This window comes from Neptuniibacter sp. QD48_11, assembly GCF_047778095.1.
Classification (GTDB): domain Bacteria; phylum Pseudomonadota; class Gammaproteobacteria; order Pseudomonadales; family Balneatricaceae; genus Neptuniibacter.
Genome location: NZ_CP180551.1, coordinates 3,234,416 through 3,255,340, shown reverse-complemented (window position 1 = coordinate 3,255,340; position 20,925 = coordinate 3,234,416). Strand labels below are relative to the sequence as shown.

21 protein-coding genes are annotated in these 20,925 nt (G+C 45.9%); 18 read left to right on the top strand and 3 right to left on the bottom strand.

Annotated features, from left to right (window positions below):
• The first annotated feature begins 14 nt into the window (after nucleotides 1-14).
• From ACMXYU_RS15220 to ACMXYU_RS15205, 4 genes are all read left to right on the top strand, one after another.
• Nucleotides 15-698: an ATPase gene (locus tag ACMXYU_RS15220; RefSeq protein WP_415899356.1), complete on the top strand. Its 684-nt coding sequence runs from the start codon at nucleotides 15-17 to the stop codon at nucleotides 696-698.
• A complete protein-coding gene (locus tag ACMXYU_RS15215) occupies nucleotides 698-1,387 on the top strand; it encodes a DUF2764 family protein (RefSeq protein ID WP_415899355.1) in 690 nt (229 codons plus the stop codon). Before ACMXYU_RS15220 ends, ACMXYU_RS15215 begins: the two co-directional genes overlap by 1 nt.
• Nucleotides 1,387-3,198 (top strand): V-type ATP synthase subunit A, encoded by a 1,812-nt coding sequence (locus ACMXYU_RS15210; RefSeq protein WP_415899353.1) that lies wholly within the window; start codon nucleotides 1,387-1,389, stop codon nucleotides 3,196-3,198. Before ACMXYU_RS15215 ends, ACMXYU_RS15210 begins: the two co-directional genes overlap by 1 nt.
• A 251-nt stretch (nucleotides 3,199-3,449) precedes the next feature.
• A complete protein-coding gene (locus tag ACMXYU_RS15205) occupies nucleotides 3,450-6,281 on the top strand; it encodes a cache domain-containing protein (protein WP_415899352.1) in 2,832 nt (943 codons plus the stop codon).
• Nucleotides 6,282-6,294: 13 nt separating this feature from the next.
• Here the strand turns inward: ACMXYU_RS15205 and ACMXYU_RS15200 are convergent, their stop codons facing one another.
• Nucleotides 6,295-6,852, bottom strand: coding sequence for an NUDIX hydrolase (locus ACMXYU_RS15200; RefSeq protein ID WP_415899351.1), 558 nt, complete (start codon nucleotides 6,850-6,852; stop codon nucleotides 6,295-6,297).
• A gap of 184 nt (nucleotides 6,853-7,036) precedes the next feature.
• Here ACMXYU_RS15200 and ACMXYU_RS15195 point away from each other — a divergent pair, with 184 nt between their 5' ends.
• Genes ACMXYU_RS15195 through ACMXYU_RS15180 form a run of 4 tightly spaced genes read left to right on the top strand, consistent with a single transcriptional unit; the run spans nucleotide 7,037 to nucleotide 8,680 of the window.
• A complete protein-coding gene (locus ACMXYU_RS15195; protein ID WP_415899350.1) occupies nucleotides 7,037-7,645 on the top strand; it encodes a CoA pyrophosphatase in 609 nt (202 codons plus the stop codon).
• Between the two features lie 8 nt (nucleotides 7,646-7,653).
• Nucleotides 7,654-8,178, top strand: a complete 525-nt coding sequence (locus ACMXYU_RS15190) for a gamma carbonic anhydrase family protein (RefSeq protein ID WP_415899349.1) — start codon at nucleotides 7,654-7,656, stop codon at nucleotides 8,176-8,178.
• Nucleotides 8,179-8,182: 4 nt separating this feature from the next.
• Nucleotides 8,183-8,374: a DUF1289 domain-containing protein gene (locus ACMXYU_RS15185; RefSeq protein ID WP_415885970.1), complete on the top strand. Its 192-nt coding sequence runs from the start codon at nucleotides 8,183-8,185 to the stop codon at nucleotides 8,372-8,374.
• 6 nt (nucleotides 8,375-8,380) lie between these two features.
• Nucleotides 8,381-8,680, top strand: a complete 300-nt coding sequence (locus tag ACMXYU_RS15180; protein WP_415899348.1) for an MTH1187 family thiamine-binding protein — start codon at nucleotides 8,381-8,383, stop codon at nucleotides 8,678-8,680.
• 61 nt (nucleotides 8,681-8,741) lie between these two features.
• On the opposite strand, the gene ACMXYU_RS15175 is transcribed toward ACMXYU_RS15180, so the two are convergent.
• Complete coding sequence (locus ACMXYU_RS15175) at nucleotides 8,742-10,013, bottom strand: HlyC/CorC family transporter (RefSeq protein WP_415882558.1); 1,272 nt, start codon at nucleotides 10,011-10,013, stop codon at nucleotides 8,742-8,744.
• Between the two features lie 97 nt (nucleotides 10,014-10,110).
• On the bottom strand, nucleotides 10,111-10,896 hold the full coding sequence (locus ACMXYU_RS15170) for an inner membrane protein YpjD (protein WP_415899347.1): 786 nt from the start codon (nucleotides 10,894-10,896) through the stop codon (nucleotides 10,111-10,113).
• 220 nt (nucleotides 10,897-11,116) lie between these two features.
• Here ACMXYU_RS15170 and ffh point away from each other — a divergent pair, with 220 nt between their 5' ends.
• The 10 genes from ffh to thrC all read left to right on the top strand — a co-directional run bounded on the left by ffh (nucleotide 11,117) and on the right by thrC (nucleotide 20,879).
• A complete protein-coding gene (ffh, locus tag ACMXYU_RS15165; RefSeq protein WP_415899346.1) occupies nucleotides 11,117-12,529 on the top strand; it encodes a signal recognition particle protein in 1,413 nt (470 codons plus the stop codon).
• 155 nt (nucleotides 12,530-12,684) lie between these two features.
• The gene (gene rpsP, locus ACMXYU_RS15160; RefSeq protein ID WP_415882555.1) at nucleotides 12,685-12,933 is read left to right on the top strand and encodes a 30S ribosomal protein S16; all 249 of its coding nucleotides are present in this window, start codon (nucleotides 12,685-12,687) and stop codon (nucleotides 12,931-12,933) included.
• 27 nt (nucleotides 12,934-12,960) lie between these two features.
• On the top strand, nucleotides 12,961-13,494 hold the full coding sequence (rimM, locus tag ACMXYU_RS15155) for a ribosome maturation factor RimM (RefSeq protein WP_415899345.1): 534 nt from the start codon (nucleotides 12,961-12,963) through the stop codon (nucleotides 13,492-13,494).
• A 3-nt stretch (nucleotides 13,495-13,497) separates the two neighbouring features.
• Entirely contained in the window at nucleotides 13,498-14,247 is a 750-nt protein-coding gene (trmD, locus tag ACMXYU_RS15150; protein WP_415885961.1) for a tRNA (guanosine(37)-N1)-methyltransferase TrmD, read from the top strand.
• A 17-nt stretch (nucleotides 14,248-14,264) separates the two neighbouring features.
• Nucleotides 14,265-14,621: a 50S ribosomal protein L19 gene (gene rplS / locus ACMXYU_RS15145; RefSeq protein WP_415882552.1), complete on the top strand. Its 357-nt coding sequence runs from the start codon at nucleotides 14,265-14,267 to the stop codon at nucleotides 14,619-14,621.
• 183 nt (nucleotides 14,622-14,804) lie between these two features.
• Complete coding sequence (locus ACMXYU_RS15140) at nucleotides 14,805-16,199, top strand: hypothetical protein (protein ID WP_415899344.1); 1,395 nt, start codon at nucleotides 14,805-14,807, stop codon at nucleotides 16,197-16,199.
• 105 nt (nucleotides 16,200-16,304) lie between these two features.
• Complete coding sequence (xerD, locus tag ACMXYU_RS15135; RefSeq protein WP_415901135.1) at nucleotides 16,305-17,150, top strand: site-specific tyrosine recombinase XerD; 846 nt, start codon at nucleotides 16,305-16,307, stop codon at nucleotides 17,148-17,150.
• Between the two features lie 87 nt (nucleotides 17,151-17,237).
• On the top strand, nucleotides 17,238-17,978 hold the full coding sequence (locus ACMXYU_RS15130; RefSeq protein ID WP_415899343.1) for a DsbC family protein: 741 nt from the start codon (nucleotides 17,238-17,240) through the stop codon (nucleotides 17,976-17,978).
• 192 nt (nucleotides 17,979-18,170) lie between these two features.
• Nucleotides 18,171-19,472, top strand: coding sequence for a homoserine dehydrogenase (locus ACMXYU_RS15125; protein WP_415882549.1), 1,302 nt, complete (start codon nucleotides 18,171-18,173; stop codon nucleotides 19,470-19,472).
• Between the two features lie 12 nt (nucleotides 19,473-19,484).
• The gene (gene thrC, locus ACMXYU_RS15120; RefSeq protein WP_415882548.1) at nucleotides 19,485-20,879 is read left to right on the top strand and encodes a threonine synthase; all 1,395 of its coding nucleotides are present in this window, start codon (nucleotides 19,485-19,487) and stop codon (nucleotides 20,877-20,879) included.
• Nucleotides 20,880-20,925: the final 46 nt, after the last annotated feature.

The window sequence follows — 20,925 nt, the reverse complement described above, 5'->3', positions numbered from 1 at the left end:
GGGGGAGATTGCTGATGAGTAATGAACATCAAACTCATGCGTCTTCAGGCGTTGAAGAGCTGATCGAGAAGTTGCGTCAGCAGGGTGTTGAAAAAGGCCAGCATGAAGCTGAAGCCTTGGTTGAGGAAGCAGAGCATCGAGCAGATTGGTTGCTATCGCAAGCAAAGCAAGAAGCGGAACAGATCGTCAGTAAGGCACGCAAAGAAGCGGAAAAACTTCAACAATCTGGTGAAGATGCGTTAAAGATCGCTGCGCGTGATATGCATCTGGAAGTTCGAGAAACCCTATCTCATTCTTTCACCGATCAAGTGGAGCGTTTGGTTGCGCAGCAGATGGATAATGCTGAATTTATGCGTAGCTTAATCCTGTCGCTGGTGGCTAAGGCAAGTCATGATCATGGCATTGCTGATGCTGAGGAAATCGAGCTACTTCTGCCGGATGATTACATCGGCTTGGATGAGCTGCGCCGTAATCCTAAAGAGTATCGCGAAGGTAAGTTGAGCCAGTTTGTGCAATCACTTGCAGCTGAACAGATGCGAGATGGAGTTAGTTTTGATCTTCACCAAGGCAAAGGGATTCGTGTTCGTTTGCAAGGGGAGGAGGTTGAAGTCGATCTAAGTAGTGAAGCTATCTCTAAGCTGTTGTTAAAACATCTTCAGCCTCGCTTCAGAGCGATCATCGAGGGAGTGATTCGCTAGTGTCTGACTATTACACCTTAATTACAGCGCTCCCTTGGCTGCCTGATCTAGAGCATTGTAAGCAGATGCCGCTATCGCGTATTGCATTGGATCTGCGTTTAACCATGCTGACCGATGCTGATAGACAGCAGCTAGCTTTGATTGAGCGTCTTTATTATCCCGATGAGAAGGTGTTACGAGGATCGACGGATAGAGAGGTTGTGCAGCAGTGGGCTGATCAACTGAATCAGGTGAATAGCGAAGTGCTGCGTCAGCGGATACTGTTTCATTTGGAGCTGCGAACGTTGATGGCTGCACTTCGTAGTCGTTCAGCGGGTATGGAAAACTCAGCGTTGTTTTATGGAGTAGGTCGATGGTTGCCACGTATTCGAAAACATTGGTTTGAACCCGGATTTGGCTTAGAGGAGGTGTGTCCTCAGCTACAACCTTTACAGCGTGTTTTAGCGAAAGAGGATGCATTACTGGTGGAGCAAACCTTAAATCAGTGGTTGTGGCAGGACCTAGCGTTTTGTGAGAAACAACATGGGTTTAACTTCGAGGCGCTAGCCTGTTTTGTGTTGCGTTGGGTCATTGCCGAACGCCATCTAAATTATGATGCTGAAGTCGCTATAACAGAGTTTAATCGAGCAAATATGCAGTTATTGGAAATGACAGGCCTAGAGCAACAGTTAGCTCAGGGGGAGGTCTAGTGGACCATAAGATTACAGCTCAGGTAGTTGCAGTACGAGATGACATTGTCACCATCGAACTGGGTCAAGATGACGAGGGAGTGTTTTATCCGATTCTGAAAAATGAGGTGGTATATATCTGCCCTGTTCGAACCGCTATGGATGGACGGCAGGAGTATTTGCAGGCGGAAGTGCTTCGGGTGCGTCATGGAGAGGCGGATGTTCAGGTATTTGAAAATACCCGCGGTGTAGCTGTTGGAGACCCTGTTAGGCAAAGCGGCGAGATGCTTTCGGTTGCTCTTGGGCCTGGTTTGTTGGGTCAGGTTTATGATGGTTTGCAGAACCCTCTAGAGATCATTGCATCACAGATTGGCTTTTTTCTTCCTCGCGGGTTGGAAGTTGAAGGGATTGATCAACAACAGCATTGGGCTTTCCAACCCAGTATTAAAGTAGGCGATTGTGTTAAAGCCGGTGATCTGATTGGCAATGTTCAAGAGGGGCGCTTTAAACATCGGATAATGGCACCGTTTAACCTCTACGGTGAGGCAGAGATCAGCTGGATTCAGGAGGGGAGTTTCACGGTCACAACGCCAGTGGCACGTCTCCGTCTTGAGCACGGAGATGAGATTGAGGTCACTATGCAGCAGAAGTGGCCAGTGCGTGTGCCGGTGAGTGAGCCTTTACTTAGGTCGGGGAAAAGTAAACGGCATTATCCACAAGAACCGCTGCTTACTTCGATTCGGCTTATCGATACCTTTTTTCCTGTAGCCCGAGGTGGAACCGCATGTATTCCGGGACCGTTCGGTGCAGGTAAAACAGTGTTGCAAGGTTTGATATCTCGTTTTTCTGATGTCGATATCGTAGTGATTGTGGCCTGTGGTGAACGCGCCGGGGAGGTGGTGGAAACGATCACTGAGTTTCCAAATATGCCAGATCCGAAAGGTGGGACCTTAATGGATCGTACTGTGATTATCTGCAATACCTCATCCATGCCGGTGGCAGCGCGTGAAGCATCGATCTACACCGGGATCACCATCTCTGAATACTATCGTCAGATGGGTTATAACGTGCTGCTGATTGCCGACTCTACTTCGCGTTGGGCTCAGGCGATGCGAGAAACCTCGGGGCGTTTAGAGGAGATTCCGGGAGAGGAAGCTTTTCCAGCCTACTTGGATTCTGCTGTGCGGGCGCTTTATGAGCGTGCGGGTTTGATTGAAAACAATGCCGGAGAAATGGGGAGTCTTACTCTGATTGGCACTGTCTCTCCTGCTGGAGGTAATTTTGAAGAGCCGGTTACCCAATCAACCTTGCGTACAGTGAAGACCTTTTTAGGTTTGAGTGCCGAACGCGCTTATAAACGTGCCTATCCCGCTGTAGATCCGTTGATTTCATGGTCGCGCTATTTAGACCAACTTGCCGATTGGTATGCCGAGCATTTAGGCGAAGAGTGGGTTTCTCAGGTGAAAGAGATGAAACAGTTGCTCGATCAAGGTGAGGCGGTGCAGCAGATGATGCAGGTAACCGGCGAAGAGGGTGTTACCCTGCAGGATTATATTCTCTATCACAAATCTATCTGTTTAGATCAGGTTTATTTGCAGCAGGATGCTTTTGATGATGTCGATATATCGGCTCCCATCGAGCGCCAGCAGGCGTTGTTTACTCTATTAAGAACAGTACTGACATCGACGCATGACTTTAAGGATAAATCTGAGGTTAGGGATTTTTTTGTAACCCTTACAGGACTATTCAGAAACCTGAATTATAGCCGCACTGATAGCCCCGATTACCGACGCTATTTAGATGAGATAAATGCCAAGATAACGCTGCGTTAATCCACATCTGTACCGGTCCAAATTTAAGTCCCTGTTCTTTGTAGGGTGCTATAAATTATGGTAGTTTGACCTAGATCAAATTTTTGACCGGATGAATGGTCTGTTTGTTGACAAAATATGTTACAGTTTTATGTCGGTTCTTTTTGTTTGTATTGGGCCAATTATTAGATGTGCGCAGCCAATCGGCTTTATCGCGATGGAAAAGTAGATGCGGTTTCTATCCATCGTTTCAATTATAGAGTTCTGTCTCTATGACACCGACTAATGTAGGTGCTCTGCCGCGTTACCTTCTTTGGGGCTCAGTTGCCATAGCAGTAATGCTATTAGCAGCTGTTGCTACGCATTTTTTATACAAAAACCAACGAGATAGTGAACATCGCCTAGCTTCCTTAGAAAAGGAGTTTATGGACAAAGGGCGAGAGCATCTGATCACTGAGATTGATGGTGCAAAAGACTATATCCAGTATATGGTGGCTCAGGCCGAAGCCGTTCTGAAGCAAAAATCTCGTGAAGAAGTCCTTAAAGCGCATACCATCGCGCAAACCATCTACGATCGTGAATCTCCGCTAAGACCAGAAACGGAAGTTAAAGCGCTTATTCGAGAGAGTTTGCGTGATCTACGTTTTTTTAATGGTCGTGGTTATATCTTTATCGACGACGACCAAGGTATCTGCATTCTATTGCCGACTTCCCCCGGAGTTGAGGGGCAGTCTCTGTATGATAATCAGGACGATACCGGTCATTTCATCATGCGTGGTTTGTTGGATGCGGTTGAGAATCCTGAAAAGGAAGGGTTCTCTCGATATCGTTGGTATCCACCGCACGACCAAACTCAGATGACTGAAAAGATCGCGTTTGTGAAAGCGTTTGAGCCCTATCGCTGGATTATTGGTGCGGGCGATTATCTTTACCAAATAGAGAATGATCTGAAAGAACAGGCGTTAAAGCGTTTGGAGACGATCCGTTTCGGCGAAAATGGCTATTTGGCTGTGTTTGATACAGAAGGCAATCTGCTCTCGACTGCGGGTGTCAGCTCTCTGACAGGGGACAACCCCAACACCAAAATAAGTAAGAAAGAGCGCAAGGTGCTCGATCTTATCTATGAAACGGCTAAAAGCGGTGGTGGTTTCATCGAATATGAGTGGTATTACCCTAACGGCGAAGGACCACATCCCAAAATATCGTTAGTAGAAACTGTGCCGGATTTAGGCTGGGTCTTGGTTGGTGGTTTCTATCCTGATGATATTAAAAAATTGATGCAAAAGCAGAAAGAGATGGTCGAAAAGACCATGCGTGAGGATCGTGCTCAGATCTATGCATTTCTGTTTTTAGCAACCTGTGCCACCCTATCGCTGACGTTTGTTTTTTCTGGTTGGTTGAACCGTCAATTTGGTAAATATCAGAGCGAGATTGAAAATAAACAAAATGCTCTTCTTTTAGCTTCACGAGTGTTCGATAACGCCAGTGAAGGCATTATGGTAACGGATGCTGATTGCCGCCTCTTAGCGGTGAATGACGCCTTTGTAGATATCACAGGGTATTCCGCTGATGAGGTGGTGGGGCGTAACCCTCGTTTACTGCAATCGGGTCAGCATAGTGCTGATTTCTATAAAGAGATGTGGGATGAAATTAATGCCAAAGGTGCTTGGGGCGGAGATATTTGGAACCGTCGTAAGAATGGCGAAATTTTCCCACAGTGGCTCTCTATCCGTGCTTCACATAACGAACAAGGTGAAGTTCAGAACTATATTGCAGCCATCACAGATCTAACTGAACGAAAAGAAGTAGAAGATAAACTACGTTACCTTTCTGACTATGATTCGTTAACAAATCTGCCAAATAGACGTTTGCTTGGCTATAAGGTTGATCAAACGATTTCTTTGAGCTGTCGAGCGACAAAGCAACGTTTTGCGCTTTTATATATAGACCTCGATAACTTCAAGAACATCAACGATAGCCTTGGCCATCGTTTTGGTGATGAAATCCTCCAAGTGATGGCTGAACGAATTCAGAATGAGGTTCGTGAGGGGGATACTGTAAGTCGCTTAGGTGGTGATGAGTTCAGTGTTTTATTGCCGAATCTAAATAGCCTAGAGCAGGCTGCAAACTTATGTGAACGCATTATTCACCGAGTCTCTGAACCGTTGCAAAGCGATAGTCACTTGATGATTACACCTAGTATCGGTATCTCGGTTTTCCCTGATGACGGTGATGATTTCGATCAGTTGCTCCGAAACGCAGACGCCGCCGTACACTTTGCTAAGAATCAGGGGCGCAATAACTATCAGTTCTACACCGCTGAAATGAACCGACGAGCTTCAGAGCGCCTACAGGTTGAGATCGCTCTGCGTAAGGCGATTGAGCATCAAGAGTTTGAACTCTATTACCAGCCTCAAGTGAATCTTGCTGATGGCTCTTTAGCGGGTTGCGAAGCATTGATTCGTTGGCAGCACCCAAATCTTGGTTTGGTACCACCGAATAACTTTATTCCTCTAGCTGAAGAAACCGGCTTGATCCTGCCAATCGGGGGATGGGTGTTACAGCAGGCTTGTCAGCAAGCGGCTGAGTGGGGTAAACAATCTGATCAGCCGTTTACCATGTCTGTGAACGTTTCTGTCCGTCAATTTAGACCTGAATTGGTGGAAGAAGTGAAGGAAGCTTTAATGCAGTCGGGGATTGAACCTGCTTCATTGGTGCTAGAGATCACAGAAAGTACTTTGATGCATGATCAGGATAAAACTTTGCAGTTGTTACACGACCTCAAAGCGCTAGGTGTACAGCTGTCATTGGATGATTTCGGTACGGGCTACTCCAGTATGGCGTATCTGAAACGTTTTAATCTAGATCAGCTGAAGATTGACCGCGCCTTTATTGATGATCTGCCAGGTAACCCTGATGATGCTGCAATTAGTGCTGCAATTATCGATGTGGCGAGTCACTTTGGCTTGATTACAGTTGCGGAAGGTATTGAAACAGCCGAGCAGGCTGAGTTCCTCGCTCAGGCAGGCTGTATGGAAGGGCAGGGTTACTATTACGAGAAGCCGATCCCCGCCGATGCAGTAACTGAGCGTTATTTTAGTTAGAAATTAGGTCGTGTTAAACCGCTTTTGTAGGCTGCTGCATGGAGCGGTTTACAACATTTTCACGTAAGGGAAAGTGGTTGTTTTTACGATCGGAAAAGTAATAGGTTAAGGCCTTCTTGATGGTTGGGAATGCAAGCTCATCCCAAGGGATATCTTCCTCACTAAACAGTTCAACTTCCAATGATTCTGAACTGATCGAATACTCCGGTTTGTCCATATAAGCTAGATAGAGCATCTGTACCTGATTTACATGCACGATCGAAGTGATTGTGTAGAGGTGACTAATCTTAACTTCAGCATTTGCCTCTTCACGAGTCTCTCTCATGGCGCCTTCTAAAGTGGACTCATTGTTCTCCATAAAACCAGCAGGCAAGGTCCAAAAGCCTTTGCGAGGCTCAATGGCACGTTTGCACAGTAGGACTTTATCTTGGTAGATCGGCACGCAGCCGGTAATGACCTTTGGGTTTGAGTAATGGATAGTGTTGCAGTTGTTACAGATATGCCTAGGAAGGTGATCTCCTTCAGGAATGCTGAAAGTAAGTGTGCCGGCGCAGTTAGGGCAGTAGTTCATTCAATTAACCTAGGTTAGTCCATCTATCTTAAGGCAAGAAGTGCATGAGTAGCCTAGATTATCACCATGAGGTTAAAAAGCGAGAGCCAAGTTTCTCTTGGCTGTTCACTCAATAGCTCTGTTACTATTAAGCTATATAATAATTTTTAATCTAAGCAGAGCTTCAGTTTTAAAAGATACGCTTATGCTCACAACTATTCGCGAGCGCTTAGTGGGGTTTGAACCACGCAGCTTGCCAGACACATCGCCTAAAGCCAGTGTATTGATTGCTTTGACCGATCATGACGACCCTCATGTTGTGTTGACCAAACGCTCGTCAACCCTGTCATCTCATAGTGGCGAAATAGCATTCCCAGGCGGTAAATATGATGATACTGATACGGATCTGCTCTTTACCGCCTTGCGTGAAGCTGAAGAAGAGATTGGTTTGGCGCCTGAGCATGTTGATGTCATTGGGCAATTGGGGCAGGTGAGATCTAAACATGGCTTGCAGGTAACCCCCTGGGTAGGCGTGATTCCGTCAGATATTGAATTTACTGCAAATCCCGCTGAACTCGATGAGATATTTACTGTGCCGTTGAGTTTTTTTCTTGCGGATAATCGTTATGCAACGGATGAGATACGTTTTAAAAATCAAAGTATCTATGTTCCAGCATGGGAGTTTAATGGTCATATAATTTGGGGTTTAACTGCCTACGTGTTGGCAGAGTTATTAAATGAAGGCTGTGGGGCTAACATTCCAATGAAGCCTCGGCCCGAACATAAGGTTCGTCATTTCACCAGTGGGTCTTGAGGGGGACTATGTTGTATTCGTTAGGTGAGCAAGCTGTTTCGTTAGTGGGTGAAGAGCACTTTGTTGCGGATAACGCGACTGTTATCGGCAATGTAGAGCTGCATGATCGTGCTTCTATCTGGTTTAACGTTGTTATCCGTGGCGATAACGATCCGATAGTTATTGGCGAAGGAAGTAATATTCAGGATGGTTCGGTGTTGCATACCGATAGTGGCTTCCCGATGAGCATAGGATGTGATGTGACTGTTGGGCATATGGCGATGCTTCATGGCTGTGAAGTGGGTGATGGCTCGCTTATCGGTATCGGTGCCGTTATCTTAAACGGAGCCAAAATTGGTAAAGGTTGCTTGATCGGTGCTAAAACATTGGTACCGGAGGGGATGGAAATACCGGATAACTCGCTTGTAGTGGGCTCGCCTGCTGTTATCAAACGTACGTTGAGTGACGAGCAGGTGGAAGGCATTCGGCAGAATGCGCTTTACTACGTCGAAAATATGCGTCGATTTAAGAAAGAATTAACCGTTCAGAAGTAGAAGTATGACCGAGCAAGAGAACAAACCTGTGCCAAACCCTTGTGTAGGTGTTTGTGCGCTTGATGAAAATGACTTATGTATCGCCTGTCAGCGAAGTGGTATCGAGATTGCTGAATGGGGTGTTTATTCAAATGACGAAAAGCGCGCTGTTTGGGAAAAGATTAAGCTGCGTGAGCAAGGTCAGTTGCCGGAGTAATTCCACATGAAGGTTATGATTGATATCTGCATCGTCCCTTTAGGCGTCGGTGTCTCAGTATCTGAATATGTGGCGGCTTGCCAGAAGGTTTTTGACGAGGCAGGTCTAAGTCACCAGATGCATGCGTATGGCACTAATGTGGAAGGTGACTGGGATGAGGTGATGTTGGCGGTGAAACAATGTCATGAAGTTGTACATGAGATGGGCGCGCCGAGAATAACGACTTCAATGCGCTTAGGTACGCGTACAGATAGAGAGCAAACGATGCAGGATAAGGTTGATAGCGTTCAATCCAAACTTAGTTAGACGCTCGGATAAATGACTCCCTTTAGTAAAACAGTTACCAAGGGAGTCGGTCTTCTGAACTCTATTCTTCTACCGGTTTAGGTAGGGCGATAATGCGAGCGGTTTTAATCACATTGTCGCTGACTTGTAGTGTTTCTATGCGGTAGTGTTCCAACTGCAGGCAAACGTTAGCATCAGGAATCGATTCCAATGTTTCTGTAATCAGGCCGTTCATAGTTTTCGGGCCATCAGTTGGTAGTTCCCAATCCAGAGCTTTGTTTACATCACGGATATAAGCCGTGCCATCAACAAAGTAGCTTCCGTCTTCCTGTAAGAAGATATCTTGATCTGCTTCTTTGTTGTTCGACGACAATTCACCCACAATCTCTTCTAGGATGTCTTCCAGCGTCACAATGCCTTGTACGTCACCATACTCATCAACAACCATACCGATACGGCGGTTTTGAGATTGGAAATGCAGTAGTTGCGTCTGCAAAGGGGTGCTTTCCGGAATAAAGTAAGGCTCTCTGATTACTTGAAGGATCGCCGCCTTAGTTACTGTGCCACTGTGGAAAACCTGCGCTAGGTTGCGCATGTGCAGTAGGCCAACAACCTTGTTCAGCTCACCTTGATAGACTGGTAGGCGAGTATGCTCGGTACGGCTTAACTGCGCGATAATCGTATCAAGGTCATCATCTAGATCGATGCCCAGCACCTCGTTACGTGGCACCATGACATCATTAACAGTTACTTCTGATAGTTCTAAAACACCAAGTAGCATGTTCTGGTTGTTTTGCGGAAGTAGTGCGCCTGCCTCGTGTACCAGCGTGCGCAGCTCTTCAGTGCTGAGGTGATGACTGTTATCACCGGTTACATTTACACCAAATAGCTTAAGGAAGTTGTTAGTAATACCGTTGATGATCCATACAAGCGGATAGATCAGTTTTAATAGCGGCGCCAGAACTAAAGAAGCAGGAAAAGCTATCTTCTCAGGATGAATTGCAGCCATCGTCTTTGGAGATACTTCTGCAAAGATAAGGATCAATACAGTCAAGCCAAAGGTGGCAACCATAATACCGGCGTCACCCCATAGGCGAACACAGATGACAGTGGCAATAGCCGAAGCAAGGATGTTTACAAAGTTGTTGCCGATCAGAATAACGCCAATCAGACGGTCTGGTCGTGCAAGGAGTTTGCTGACGCGAATAGCGGCGCTGTGCTTTTTCTTAACTAAGTGTTTTAGGCGATATCGGTTGAGCGACATCATGCCTGTTTCGGAACTAGAGAAAAAAGCGGAACAGAGAATCAGGAAGCCAAGGACTCCCAAGAGAAAACTTATCGATGCGTCTTCCAAGACGGTATGCCTATATTAGTAATGGAGGGATATTTTTAAATGTGGCTCTTAGAGTGTCAAGCCATACTCTCGAATAATGCGTGCTTTTATCTGGATATCAGATAAACCATTCCATTACGGCTTTACTGCCAAAGAAACCGATCGCCAGAATCATAAAGCTTGTGATCGTCCAGCGGATGGCTGTATTGATTCTCCAGCCAAAGCTATTTCGGCCAAATAACAAGATGGCATAGAGCCCCCAAGCGATCAGGGAAAGTACAGTTTTATGCACTAGATGCTGAGCAAAGAGGTCTTCAAAGAATATAAATCCAGTGATGAGAGCTGCAGTAAGTAGTGTTAATCCTGTCCAAAGCATCTCAAACAATAGACGTTCCATTGTTTGTAATGGTGGTAGTGAGGACACTAATCCGCGCGTGTGGTGATGCTTAAGTGCTGAAACTTGGCGTGAAAGCAAAATGGCTTGGATCGTAGCTATAGTGAAAATACTGTAAGCCAAGATAGACAACAGAATATGGAGGATTAATCCTGCATCGTAGGCTTTGCCTTCGCCTACACCTGCTACCCAAGTAGCTAATACCGTCATGGCTGCCATTGGGAATACGGCAATAAATAGGTTGTCTATGCTCTGGCGTAAGCTGCTGAGTAATACTAAACCCGCTACCAGCCAAGAAATCAGTGAGCCAACACTAAATAGGCTGAGGTTAATACCGCCCGGTTGGTGTAGAACTAAAAAAATCGCAGCTGTGTGTGCTACCAGCCCCGCAAGACCTAAGGACTGATTGATAGAGCGAGATTGTTTGCGATCTCCGCGCATTATTTGCCATTGTAAAAAACCTGCGGTTGAGTAAAGCAGAACGGCAATTAATGTAGAAATGGATAACATCTTCGTCTCTTCTGTCCAGTGTTCCTGGAGAACAGTGTTTACGGGTGGAGTGTAAATCGAGCCTTAGTTTGTCACAGATAGAAGAAGGATAAAAGAAGAGGGGCTGCTAAGGATGCTTGGAGTGCGGTATAATACTGCGATTATTAATCCAAGTTTATCGATTTCCTCTATTTAATGGGCCTTTTAAGGCTGTCTGTGAAGAGGAAGTGTGGGGCAGGACATGTTTGAGAATTTAACAGAACGACTTACGCATACGCTACGTTCAGTCACGGGTCAGGCGAAACTGACAGAAGACAACATTAAGGGCACATTGCGTGAAGTGCGTATGGCGCTGCTTGAAGCAGACGTGGCGCTGCCTGTTGTTAAAGAGTTCGTAAACAGCGTTAAAGAGCGCGCGGTAGGTACCGAAGTAACCAAGAGTCTGACGCCGGGTCAGGTCTTCGTTAAGATCGTCAATGAAGAGATGGTCAAGGTTATGGGCGAGGCTAATGAGCAGCTGAACCTAGCAGCTAAGCCTCCTGCTGTTGTGATGATGGCGGGTCTTCAAGGTGCAGGTAAAACTACCTCTGTCGCTAAACTTGGTCGCCACCTGCGTGAGCGTGAAAAGAAAAAGGTTTTGGTTGTTTCTGCTGACGTCTATCGTCCAGCCGCGATCAAACAGCTAGAAACCCTCGCGGGTGAAGTACAGGTTGATTTCTTCCCATCAACGGCTGAACAAGATCCAGTTGATATCGCGAATGCTGCAATTGCCCATGCACGTATCCAGCACCATGATGTTGTTCTTCTTGATACTGCAGGTCGTTTGCACGTCGATGAAGATATGATGGGTGAAATTAAACGTTTGCATGAAGCGGTTAATCCTATCGAAACTCTGTTCGTTGTCGATGCGATGACAGGTCAGGATGCTGCTAATACTGCCAAAGCGTTTAATGAAGTATTGCCGCTGACTGGTGTGGTTCTGACTAAAACGGATGGTGATGCCCGAGGTGGTGCGGCACTTTCTGTTCGTCAGATCACAGGTAAGCCAATCAAGTTCTTGGGTGTAGGTGAAAAAGTTGACGCTTTAGAGCCATTCCATCCGGATCGTATCGCTTCCCGTATCTTAGGTATGGGTGACGTTCTTTCTCTTATCGAAGAAGCTGAGCAGAAGATCGATAAGCAGAAAGCAGAGAAATTCGCTAAGAAGATCAAAAAAGGTAAAGGTTTTGATCTAGAAGATTTCCGTGAACAGATCTCTCAGATGAAGAATATGGGCGGAATGATGGGCATGTTGGATAAACTGCCGGGTATGGGACAGTTGGCGCAAGCGGCTGATGCTGCAAATGCCGAGAAAGGCATGCACCAGATGGAAGCGATCATTAATTCTATGACGCCGATGGAGCGTCGTAAGCCTGATATCATTTCTGGTTCCCGCAAAAAGCGTATTGCGATGGGTTCGGGTACGCAGGTGCAAGATGTTAACCGCCTGCTTAAACAGCATAAACAGATGTCGAAAATGATGAAAAAGTTCAGCGGCAAAGGCGGTATGGCGAAAATGATGCGTGGTATGAAAGGCATGCTTCCACCAGGAATGGGCGGTGGCCCAGGTGGTATGGGCGGCATGGGTGGTCCTGGCGGCTTCCCGCGTATGTAATAATTGCGCATTTATTAAACGAAATGGCTTTATTAGGGCGGCAAATTCGCGTAGAATTGCCGCCCTGATTTTTCCGGTCCGATCTGCGTTAAAACCAGATTGGTTCATCAAACAGTGGGCGATATCAAAACCCACTCAATAAAAGGGTCTAACGCATGGTAATAATTCGTTTGTCTCGTGGTGGCGCTAAGAAGCGTCCTTTCTATCACATCTCAGTAGCGGACTCGCGTAATGCGCGTGACAGCCGTTTTATTGAGCGTGTTGGTTTCTTTAACCCAACTGCACGTGGTCAAGAAGAAGGTCTTCGTATCGATCTTGATCGTGTTGAATACTGGCAGAGCAAAGGCGCACAGCTTTCTGAGCGCGTAGCTAAGCTAGTAAAAGAAGCTAAAGCAGCTAAGTAATTTTTAGGTTTTTGATCAGGATTGAAAATGAGCAGTAATCCAAATAATGAACAACTCATTGTCGGAAAAATTACTGCAGTCTATGGGATCAAAGGTTGGGTAAAAGTTTACTCGCATACTGATCCAATGGAGAATGTTTTCAATTACAAGCCGTGGCTATTAAAAATTGGTGGTGTATTAAAGCCTGTAGAGGTTGAAGCCAGCAAACGTCATGGTAAAGGTCTGATTGCAAAACTGGCCGGTGTTGATGATCGCGATGTTGCCGCTAAATATTGTGGTTTAGATATTGCGGTTGAAGCAAGCCAGCTTCCAGTTTTGGAAGAGGGTGAGTACTACTGGAGCCAGTTACAAAACCTATTAGTTTATACCGAGTCTGACCAATTGTTAGGCAAGGTGATCCGCCTGATGGAAACCGGTGCAAATGATGTATTGGTTGTGAAAGGTACAGCAGACAGCATTGATCAAAAAGAGCGTCTGTTGCCTTATCTTCCTGATCAGGTGATTAAAAAGATTGACTTGGAAACAGGTGCTATGTGGGTCGATTGGGACCCAGAGTTCTGAACCATGTGGTTCGGGGTGGTGACACTCTTTCCTGAAATGTTTGATGCAATTCGTTGCTACGGCGTAACAGGTAAAGCGGTGAAAAATGGTTTGATACAGATGCAGTGTTGGAGTCCTAGAGACTTTGCACACGATAAGCATAAAACTGTAGATGACCGACCTTATGGTGGTGGCCCGGGAATGTTGATGAAAGTTCAACCTCTTAGGGATGCTATCCATGCAGCCAAAGCTGCTGCGGGTGGAGAAGCTAAAGTAATTTATCTCTCACCGCAGGGCCGTCGCATGGATCATAAGGGTGTACAGGAACTGGCTTCGCGTGAGAGGTTGATTCTGGTAGCAGGGCGTTATGAAGGTATTGATGAACGCCTGATAGAAACTGAAATTGATGAAGAGTGGTCGTTAGGGGATTTTGTCCTCAGTGGTGGTGAATTGCCAGCCATGACTATGATTGATGCAGTTTCACGTTTAGTACCTGGGGTCTTAGGGCATCAGGATTCAGCTACAGAAGATTCGTTTCATGATGGATTGCTAGACTGTCCTCACTATACTCGACCAGAACAGTTCGACGATATGCAAGTGCCTGAAGTGTTGTTGAGTGGCAACCATAAAGAGATCAGACGTTGGCGTCTGAAGCAGCAATTAGGAAGAACCTGGCAACGCCGGCCTGATTTGCTAGAAGATCTTGAGTTGGACACTGAACAAAAGTCATTGTTAACCGATTTTATCCGGGAGACCCAAGGGTCCGAAGGTTGAATGTTTAGGAGCAAGCGATGAGCGGCAAGAACCTAATTATTCAGCAGCTTGAAGCTGAACAAATGAACAAAGAAGTACCAGAATTCGCACCAGGTGATACTGTTGTAGTTCAGGTAAAAGTAGTTGAAGGTAACCGTACACGTCTACAGGCGTTCGAAGGCGTAGTGCTGGGCAAACGTAACCGTGGTGTGAACTCTGCTTTCACTGTACGTAAGATCTCTCACGGTGTGGGCGTTGAGCGTACTTTCCAGACTTTCAGCACTACTGTAGATAGCATTGAAGTTAAACGTCGTGGTGATGTTCGCCAGGCTAAACTTTACTACCTACGTGAGCGTAGCGGTAAGTCTGCACGTATCAAAGAGAAGTTGGGTTAATTCATCTTCCTCTCTTAAAAAAAGCGGCTTTATGCCGCTTTTTTTGTTTTTGTTTTTTGGTTATTCGTTGAGAAGCGTCAAGCGAATAGATAAAGGGTTGGACAGATTCGCCAATTCCCACCCATAATAACAACTATCATTAGGGTTCCGTGCATATAGGGAGAGCTTTCGGGGCTAAGGTTTATGCAAGTTAACGTGATTAAAAAAATTGCCGCTGTGCTATTGGTGATTCTTGCACCGATTACGCTTTTCGCCGCTGTGTACGGTTTTGTTTGGTGGAAGGTCTCTACTGCAGCGGAAAGCTTCGCAAAGGACATCGCTCCTTTTGCAAAAATGACCTATCAAGATATTCATATCGACCTTGTAGAAGCTCAAGTGGGTCTTAAAGGTATCTCATTTGTCCCAACAGGTTCTGAGGGTGAAATAGGGGTTCAATCTGCTGTGCTGAAGGCGCCGTCATGGGGCTTTGTGCTCGATTTAGAGGAAAAACTCTCTAAGGGAGAGTTGCCTGATGCATTTAATGTCGATCTCAAGGGCCTCAATATCAACCTGAATAGCGGCTATATGCAGGATTGGGGACGGATTGCCCTAGAGGCGCAACGCGAAGCTGGTCAAAGCTATGACGCCCTAGCTTGCGGAGGTTTGGAATTTATAGGTCTGCCAGAGATTCGCAAAATGGGCTATGGCAATCTTAATTCTGATGTCTCCTTCCAATACCATTTTGATCCTCTCGATAAAGAGCTGAATTTTGATCTGCAAAGTAGGACTAAACAGGTCGCAAATATGAGCATGTCGTTGGTTCTGAAAGTCGCGAGTGAAACATTAAATATGCAGTCAATCGTGTTTGCTCAGCCGCAGCTTAAGCATATCGAGGCGCGATATTTCGATCGTGGTTATAACAAAAAGCGTAATAAATTCTGTGCGAATTTAAATAAAGAACCGGTTAAGAGCTATCGTGAACGTTATAAGGGATTGCTTTCAAAGCGTTTGGCTTATGAAGGTTGGAAAATTCCTGATGAGTTGTTTAATGCGTTTGAAGGTCTAAATAATCCAGGAAGCTCTTTATACCTGCGTGTGGATGTACCTAAGGGATTTGGTCTACAGTCTATGGCGATGATTCAAACACCAAGCGATTTGGTGCGCGAGTTAAACCCTTACGTCGAGTTTAGTAAAAAGTATGTTGCTTTAGATGGGCTGGAATGGTCAGAGCCGGACCCAGAAGGGGAGCGCCTGCTTCGAGAGTTGATGCAAAGCCAAGAGCCGCCTGAGCTTGTTCTGGGTGAAGAGATCGAAAAGGTTGTCGAGCCCGAAGAAAAGCCTAAAGCTCCTATATATCAACGACCTAAACCGGAAAAAGCCGTAGAGAAGTCATTCAAAAAAATTGAAGTTGAAAAGTTAGGTGGCCATATAGGGAAACCAGTGATTCTTTACACCTATTTTGGAAGGAAAGTAGAGGGGCGTTTGGTTGCTGTGACAGATGCAGTGGTTACTGTAGAACATCGTTTGGTAAGTGGGCGCGGAACTGCGACTTACCCTGTGGCTTACGATAAAATTCAAAGTGCGCAGTTATATCATTAGTACGTTAGTCTGACGTTTGGAGTATAAGTGGTAGCAAAACGTGAGGCTGAGACTGTGCATCCCAAGGATGCGCAGTTAATTGATACCTATCTAGATGCGATTTGGATGGAGAAGGGGTTAAGTGATAATACCTTAGCGTCTTACCGACGTGATCTAACTCAGTTTGCCATTTGGCTACGTCCCAATGCAGTTCGTTTACTTACCTGTACAAAGGCCGATATACAGGCTTACCTTGGGTGGCGAGTAAAAGAACGGTTAAGGCCGAGCTCAACTTCCAGAATGTTATCCTGCTTGCGAGGCTTGTACCGATATCTCCTTCGAGAAGGGGAGATAGAGGAAGACCCTGTGCTATTAATTCAAAGCCCGAAAAAAGGTCGTAGTCTGCCAAAAACCTTAACTGAGACCGATGTCGAAGCTTTGCTAGAGGCGCCAGAGCTAAATGATCCAGTGCAGTTTAGAGATCGCGCGATGCTGGAGGTTCTATATGCAACTGGATTGCGTGTTTCTGAATTGGTCTCTCTGAAAGTCCATGAAATGAATCTTAATCAGGGGGTGATTCGCGTCATGGGTAAAGGCGGTAAAGAGCGCCTTGTGCCCTTAGGTGATGAGGCTATTAGTTGGGTGAAGCGCTACGATGCACAAGTACGCCCTCTTTTAATGGGTGAAGAGGTTGGTGATGTAGTGTTTCCAAGTAGACGTGGTCAGCAGATGACGCGGCAAACTTTTTGGCATCGAGTCAAACGCCATGCCTTAACCGCAGGTATTGATAAACCATTATCACCACACGTTTTGAGACACGCTTTTGCAACTCATTTAATCAATCATGGTGCTGATCTACGTGTAGTTCAGATGTTGTTGGGCCACAGTGATCTATCAACCACGCAGATCTATACCCATGTAGCACAGCAGCGACTGCAATCCTTACATCAACAGCATCACCCTCGAGGTTAATCTGCTAGACTGTGGAACTTTTCGTGAGATCGAGAGTCTCTTCTTGGTATCGGAATAAGTCTGAGCTTTATTAGATTTGGAAATTTTATGAAAAACTTATTTAAAACGTTTGCTTGTCTTTGGGCGTGTGTAGCGACATCAGTAATGGCGGCAGAAGCTGAAGGGCTTATTGAGCAGAACCTTAAGAAAGTAGATGCTCGTATCGTCGTGAAAGAGATTGGCGATGCGCCTTTAACTGGATTGCGTGAGGTCGAGTTAAACAGTGGTGAAGTTTTGTATGCTGATGAAAAGGGCGAATATTTTCTTATTGGTAAGCTCTATCGCTTCACCGACAAAGAAGGCTTTGTTGATCTGACTGAACGTAAGAAAAGTGCACAGCGCAAAGTTCAGATGGCTAATCTAGATGAAGAAAAGTTAGTTGTTTATAAGCCTAAGGGTGAAGTAAAAGCGACTGTGAATATCTTTACAGATGTAGATTGTCCATATTGCCGTAAACTGCATGCAGAGATTCCTGCTCTCAATGAGCAAGGCGTTCAAGTTAATTACTTGGCTTACCCTCGTAATGGAACAGGTACCGGTACTTTTAAAAGCATGGTATCAATTTGGTGTGCTGAAGGTGCTGAAGGCCGTCGCCAAGCTATGGATCAAGCTAAATCAGGCATTCGCCCAGCAGTTAAGACTTGTGATAACCCTGTATTAGATCAGCTGCAGTTGGGTCAGTCTGTTGGTGTGACAGGTACGCCTGCAATTATTTTTGAAGATGGTCGTTTGTACCCAGGTTATGCACCAGCGCAGCAGTTGGTTAACCTGTTAGATCTTGAAAAATAACCCACTGCGGTTACTGAGATGGAGGCTATATGGCCTCCTTTTTTATTTGTTGGGTCATAATGGGCTCAGAGATAGAGCTATTGCCTTGTTTTGGCTATAATACCCGCCTTATTTTTTGTAGATTGCGGTAATTGCCTGAAAAAAAGAGGCTATCGCGGTTTTTTTTAGTTCAACAGCATGCGAGGTGCAGGTTTGAAACCGGTTAAAGTTGGTATCTGCGGACTAGGTACAGTCGGTGGTGGCACATTTAATGTGCTGAAGCGCAATGCGGAAGAGATTGCTCGTCGAGCAGGCCGCAAGATTATTGTTGAAGAGGTTGGTGCTCGCGACACAAACCCAGATTGCGATACCAAAGGCACTCAGATTACCAACGATATTTTTGCTGTAGCTAAAAATCCAGAAATCGATGTTGTCGTTGAACTGATCGGTGGCTATGACGTTGCTAAAGAGCTGGTTTTGACAGCAATTGAGCACGGTAAGCACGTTGTAACTGCAAACAAAGCACTGATTGCGGTTCACGGTAACGAGATCTTTGAAGCGGCTCAGAAGAAGAACGTAATGGTTGCGTTCGAAGCGTCTGTTGCGGGTGGTATTCCGATCATCAAAGCGATCCGTGAAGGCCTTTCTGCAAACAAGATCAACTGGTTGGCGGGTATCATCAACGGTACTGGTAACTTCATCATGACTGAAATGCGTGACAAAGGTCGTGCATTTGAAGATGTGTTGGCAGAAGCACAAGAGCTTGGTTACGCAGAAGCGGATCCAACGTTCGATGTCGAAGGTATCGATGCTGCTCACAAACTAACCATTCTTGCGTCTTTGGCGTTTGGTGTACCGCTACAGTTTGAAAAAGCATTCACTGAAGGCATCAGCAAAATTACACGTGAAGACGTGCAGTATGCTGAAGAACTAGGCTACCGCATCAAGCATCTAGGTATCACTCGCCGCACTGACAATGGTGTTGAGCTGCGTGTTCACCCAACACTGATCCCTGAGTCAGCGCTAATCGCTAACGTAAACGGCGTGATGAATGCTGTTCTAGTTGACGGCGATGCAGTCGGTCAAACTATGTACTACGGAGCAGGCGCGGGTGCTGAACCTACAGCCTCTGCTGTAGTTGCTGATATCGTTGATGTTGTCCGTACGCTAACCGCTGATCGTGACAACCGTGTACCGCACTTGGCTTTCCAGCCAACTGAGTTATCTGATGCGCCGATTCTGCCAATCGAGCAAACAGAATCTGCTTACTACCTGCGCATGAACGCACAGGAGAAACCAGGTGTGCTAGCTAAGATCTCTAGCATCCTAGGTGCGCAAGATATCAATATCGAAGCGATTATCCAGAAAGAAACTACTGAAGATCAGGTGCCAGTTATCATCCTGACTCAGTCTGTTCTTGAGCAGAAAGTGAATGATGCAATCGCTCAGATCGAAGCATTAGATGAAATCAATGGTTCGGTTACACGTATCCGTGCTGAGCACTTTGATAGTTAAGGAGTAAACCCCGTGAAATATATCTCTACCCGGGGACAGGCTCCGGCAATGAACTTTGAAGAGGTTTTGCTGGCTGGTTTGGCAAGTGATGGTGGTCTATACGTACCAGAAACACTGCCAACATTTAGCAAAGAAGAGATCGCTTCTTGGGCTGGTTTGCCGTACAACGAGCTTGCTTACAATGTAATTAAGCCATTCGTTGATGATTGCATCGACGATGCTGATCTTAAAAAGATGATTGATGAAACCTATGCCGGTTTCAATCACATCGCTGTAGCACCGTTGAAAGAGCTAGGTACTAACGAGTGGGTTCTGGAACTGTTCCATGGCCCGACACTAGCGTTTAAAGACTTCGCACTGCAGTTGCTAGGCCGTTTGATGGACTATGCACTGGAGAAACGTGGCGAACACTTAGTGATCATGGGAGCAACTTCCGGTGACACAGGTTCTGCTGCGATTGAAGGCTGCTGCCACAGCAAGCACCTAGATATCTTTATTCTGCATCCGCATAACCGCGTATCAGAAGTTCAGCGTCGTCAGATGACGACGATCATTAAAGACAATGTCTTTAATATCGCGCTGGAAGGTAACTTTGATGATTGCCAACAGATGGTTAAAGACAGCTTTGCTAATCAGGACTTCCTGAAAGGCATGAAGCTGGGTGCAGTAAACTCGATCAACTGGGCGCGTATCATGGCTCAGATCGTTTACTACTTCTCTGCTTCTTTGGCTGTGGGTGGTCCTCACCGTGAAGTAAGCTTCTCTGTACCTACAGGTAACTTTGGCGATATCTTCGCAGGTTACTTGGCGAAGCAGATGGGCTTGCCGGTTAAGCAGCTAGTTGTTGCAACTAACAAAAATGACATTCTGCACCGTGTTATCTCCGGTAACGACATGTCTAAAGGTGAGTTGGTTCACACGCTATCTCCATCTATGGACATCATGGTGTCTTCTAACTTCGAACGTATGCTGTTTGATGTATACGGTCGTAACGGTGAAGAGATCAGTGATCTAATGGCACGTTTCTCGAAAGAGTCTGTTGAACTAGATCCCGCTCGTTGGGAAAAAGTTCGCGAACTATTCGATAGCTATGCAGTCGATGATGAGACAACTTGTGATGTGATCAAGCAGGTATTCGAAGAGACAGAATATCTTCTAGACCCACATACAGCGATTGGTGTTAAAGCGGGTCGTGAATGTAACCGTGATCAATCAGTGCCAATGATTACTCTATCAACAGCACATCCGGTTAAATTCCCTGAGCCAGTGGTTAAAGCGGGTTTGGATGCACCGCAACTGCCTGCGCATATGGCTGATCTGTTCGAACGTGAAGAGAAGCTAGAAGTGTTAGATAATGATCTGAATACTGTCCAGCAGTATGTTGCGAGTCATGTACACACTGAGTAACTATTAATCAGATGTGATATTCTCAAAACCCGACGTTAACGTCGGG

Bases quoted from the DNA above. Each gene is read 5' to 3' on its own strand.
- ACMXYU_RS15220 (WP_415899356.1), top strand. From the start codon at position 15: ATGAGTAATGAACATCAAACTCATGCGTCTTCAGGCGTTGAAGAGCTG.
- ACMXYU_RS15205 (WP_415899352.1), top strand. From the start codon at position 3,450: ATGACACCGACTAATGTAGGTGCTCTGCCGCGTTACCTTCTTTGGGGC.
- ACMXYU_RS15200 (WP_415899351.1), bottom strand. From the start codon at position 6,852: ATGAACTACTGCCCTAACTGCGCCGGCACACTTACTTTCAGCATTCCT.
- ACMXYU_RS15195 (WP_415899350.1), top strand. From the start codon at position 7,037: ATGCTCACAACTATTCGCGAGCGCTTAGTGGGGTTTGAACCACGCAGC.
- ACMXYU_RS15190 (WP_415899349.1), top strand. From the start codon at position 7,654: ATGTTGTATTCGTTAGGTGAGCAAGCTGTTTCGTTAGTGGGTGAAGAG.
- ACMXYU_RS15185 (WP_415885970.1), top strand. From the start codon at position 8,183: ATGACCGAGCAAGAGAACAAACCTGTGCCAAACCCTTGTGTAGGTGTT.
- ACMXYU_RS15180 (WP_415899348.1), top strand. From the start codon at position 8,381: ATGAAGGTTATGATTGATATCTGCATCGTCCCTTTAGGCGTCGGTGTC.
- ACMXYU_RS15170 (WP_415899347.1), bottom strand. From the start codon at position 10,896: ATGTTATCCATTTCTACATTAATTGCCGTTCTGCTTTACTCAACCGCA.
- ffh (WP_415899346.1), top strand. From the start codon at position 11,117: ATGTTTGAGAATTTAACAGAACGACTTACGCATACGCTACGTTCAGTC.
- rpsP (WP_415882555.1), top strand. From the start codon at position 12,685: ATGGTAATAATTCGTTTGTCTCGTGGTGGCGCTAAGAAGCGTCCTTTC.
- rimM (WP_415899345.1), top strand. From the start codon at position 12,961: ATGAGCAGTAATCCAAATAATGAACAACTCATTGTCGGAAAAATTACT.
- trmD (WP_415885961.1), top strand. From the start codon at position 13,498: ATGTGGTTCGGGGTGGTGACACTCTTTCCTGAAATGTTTGATGCAATT.
- rplS (WP_415882552.1), top strand. From the start codon at position 14,265: ATGAGCGGCAAGAACCTAATTATTCAGCAGCTTGAAGCTGAACAAATG.
- ACMXYU_RS15140 (WP_415899344.1), top strand. From the start codon at position 14,805: ATGCAAGTTAACGTGATTAAAAAAATTGCCGCTGTGCTATTGGTGATT.
- xerD (WP_415901135.1), top strand. From the start codon at position 16,305: ATGGAGAAGGGGTTAAGTGATAATACCTTAGCGTCTTACCGACGTGAT.
- ACMXYU_RS15130 (WP_415899343.1), top strand. From the start codon at position 17,238: ATGAAAAACTTATTTAAAACGTTTGCTTGTCTTTGGGCGTGTGTAGCG.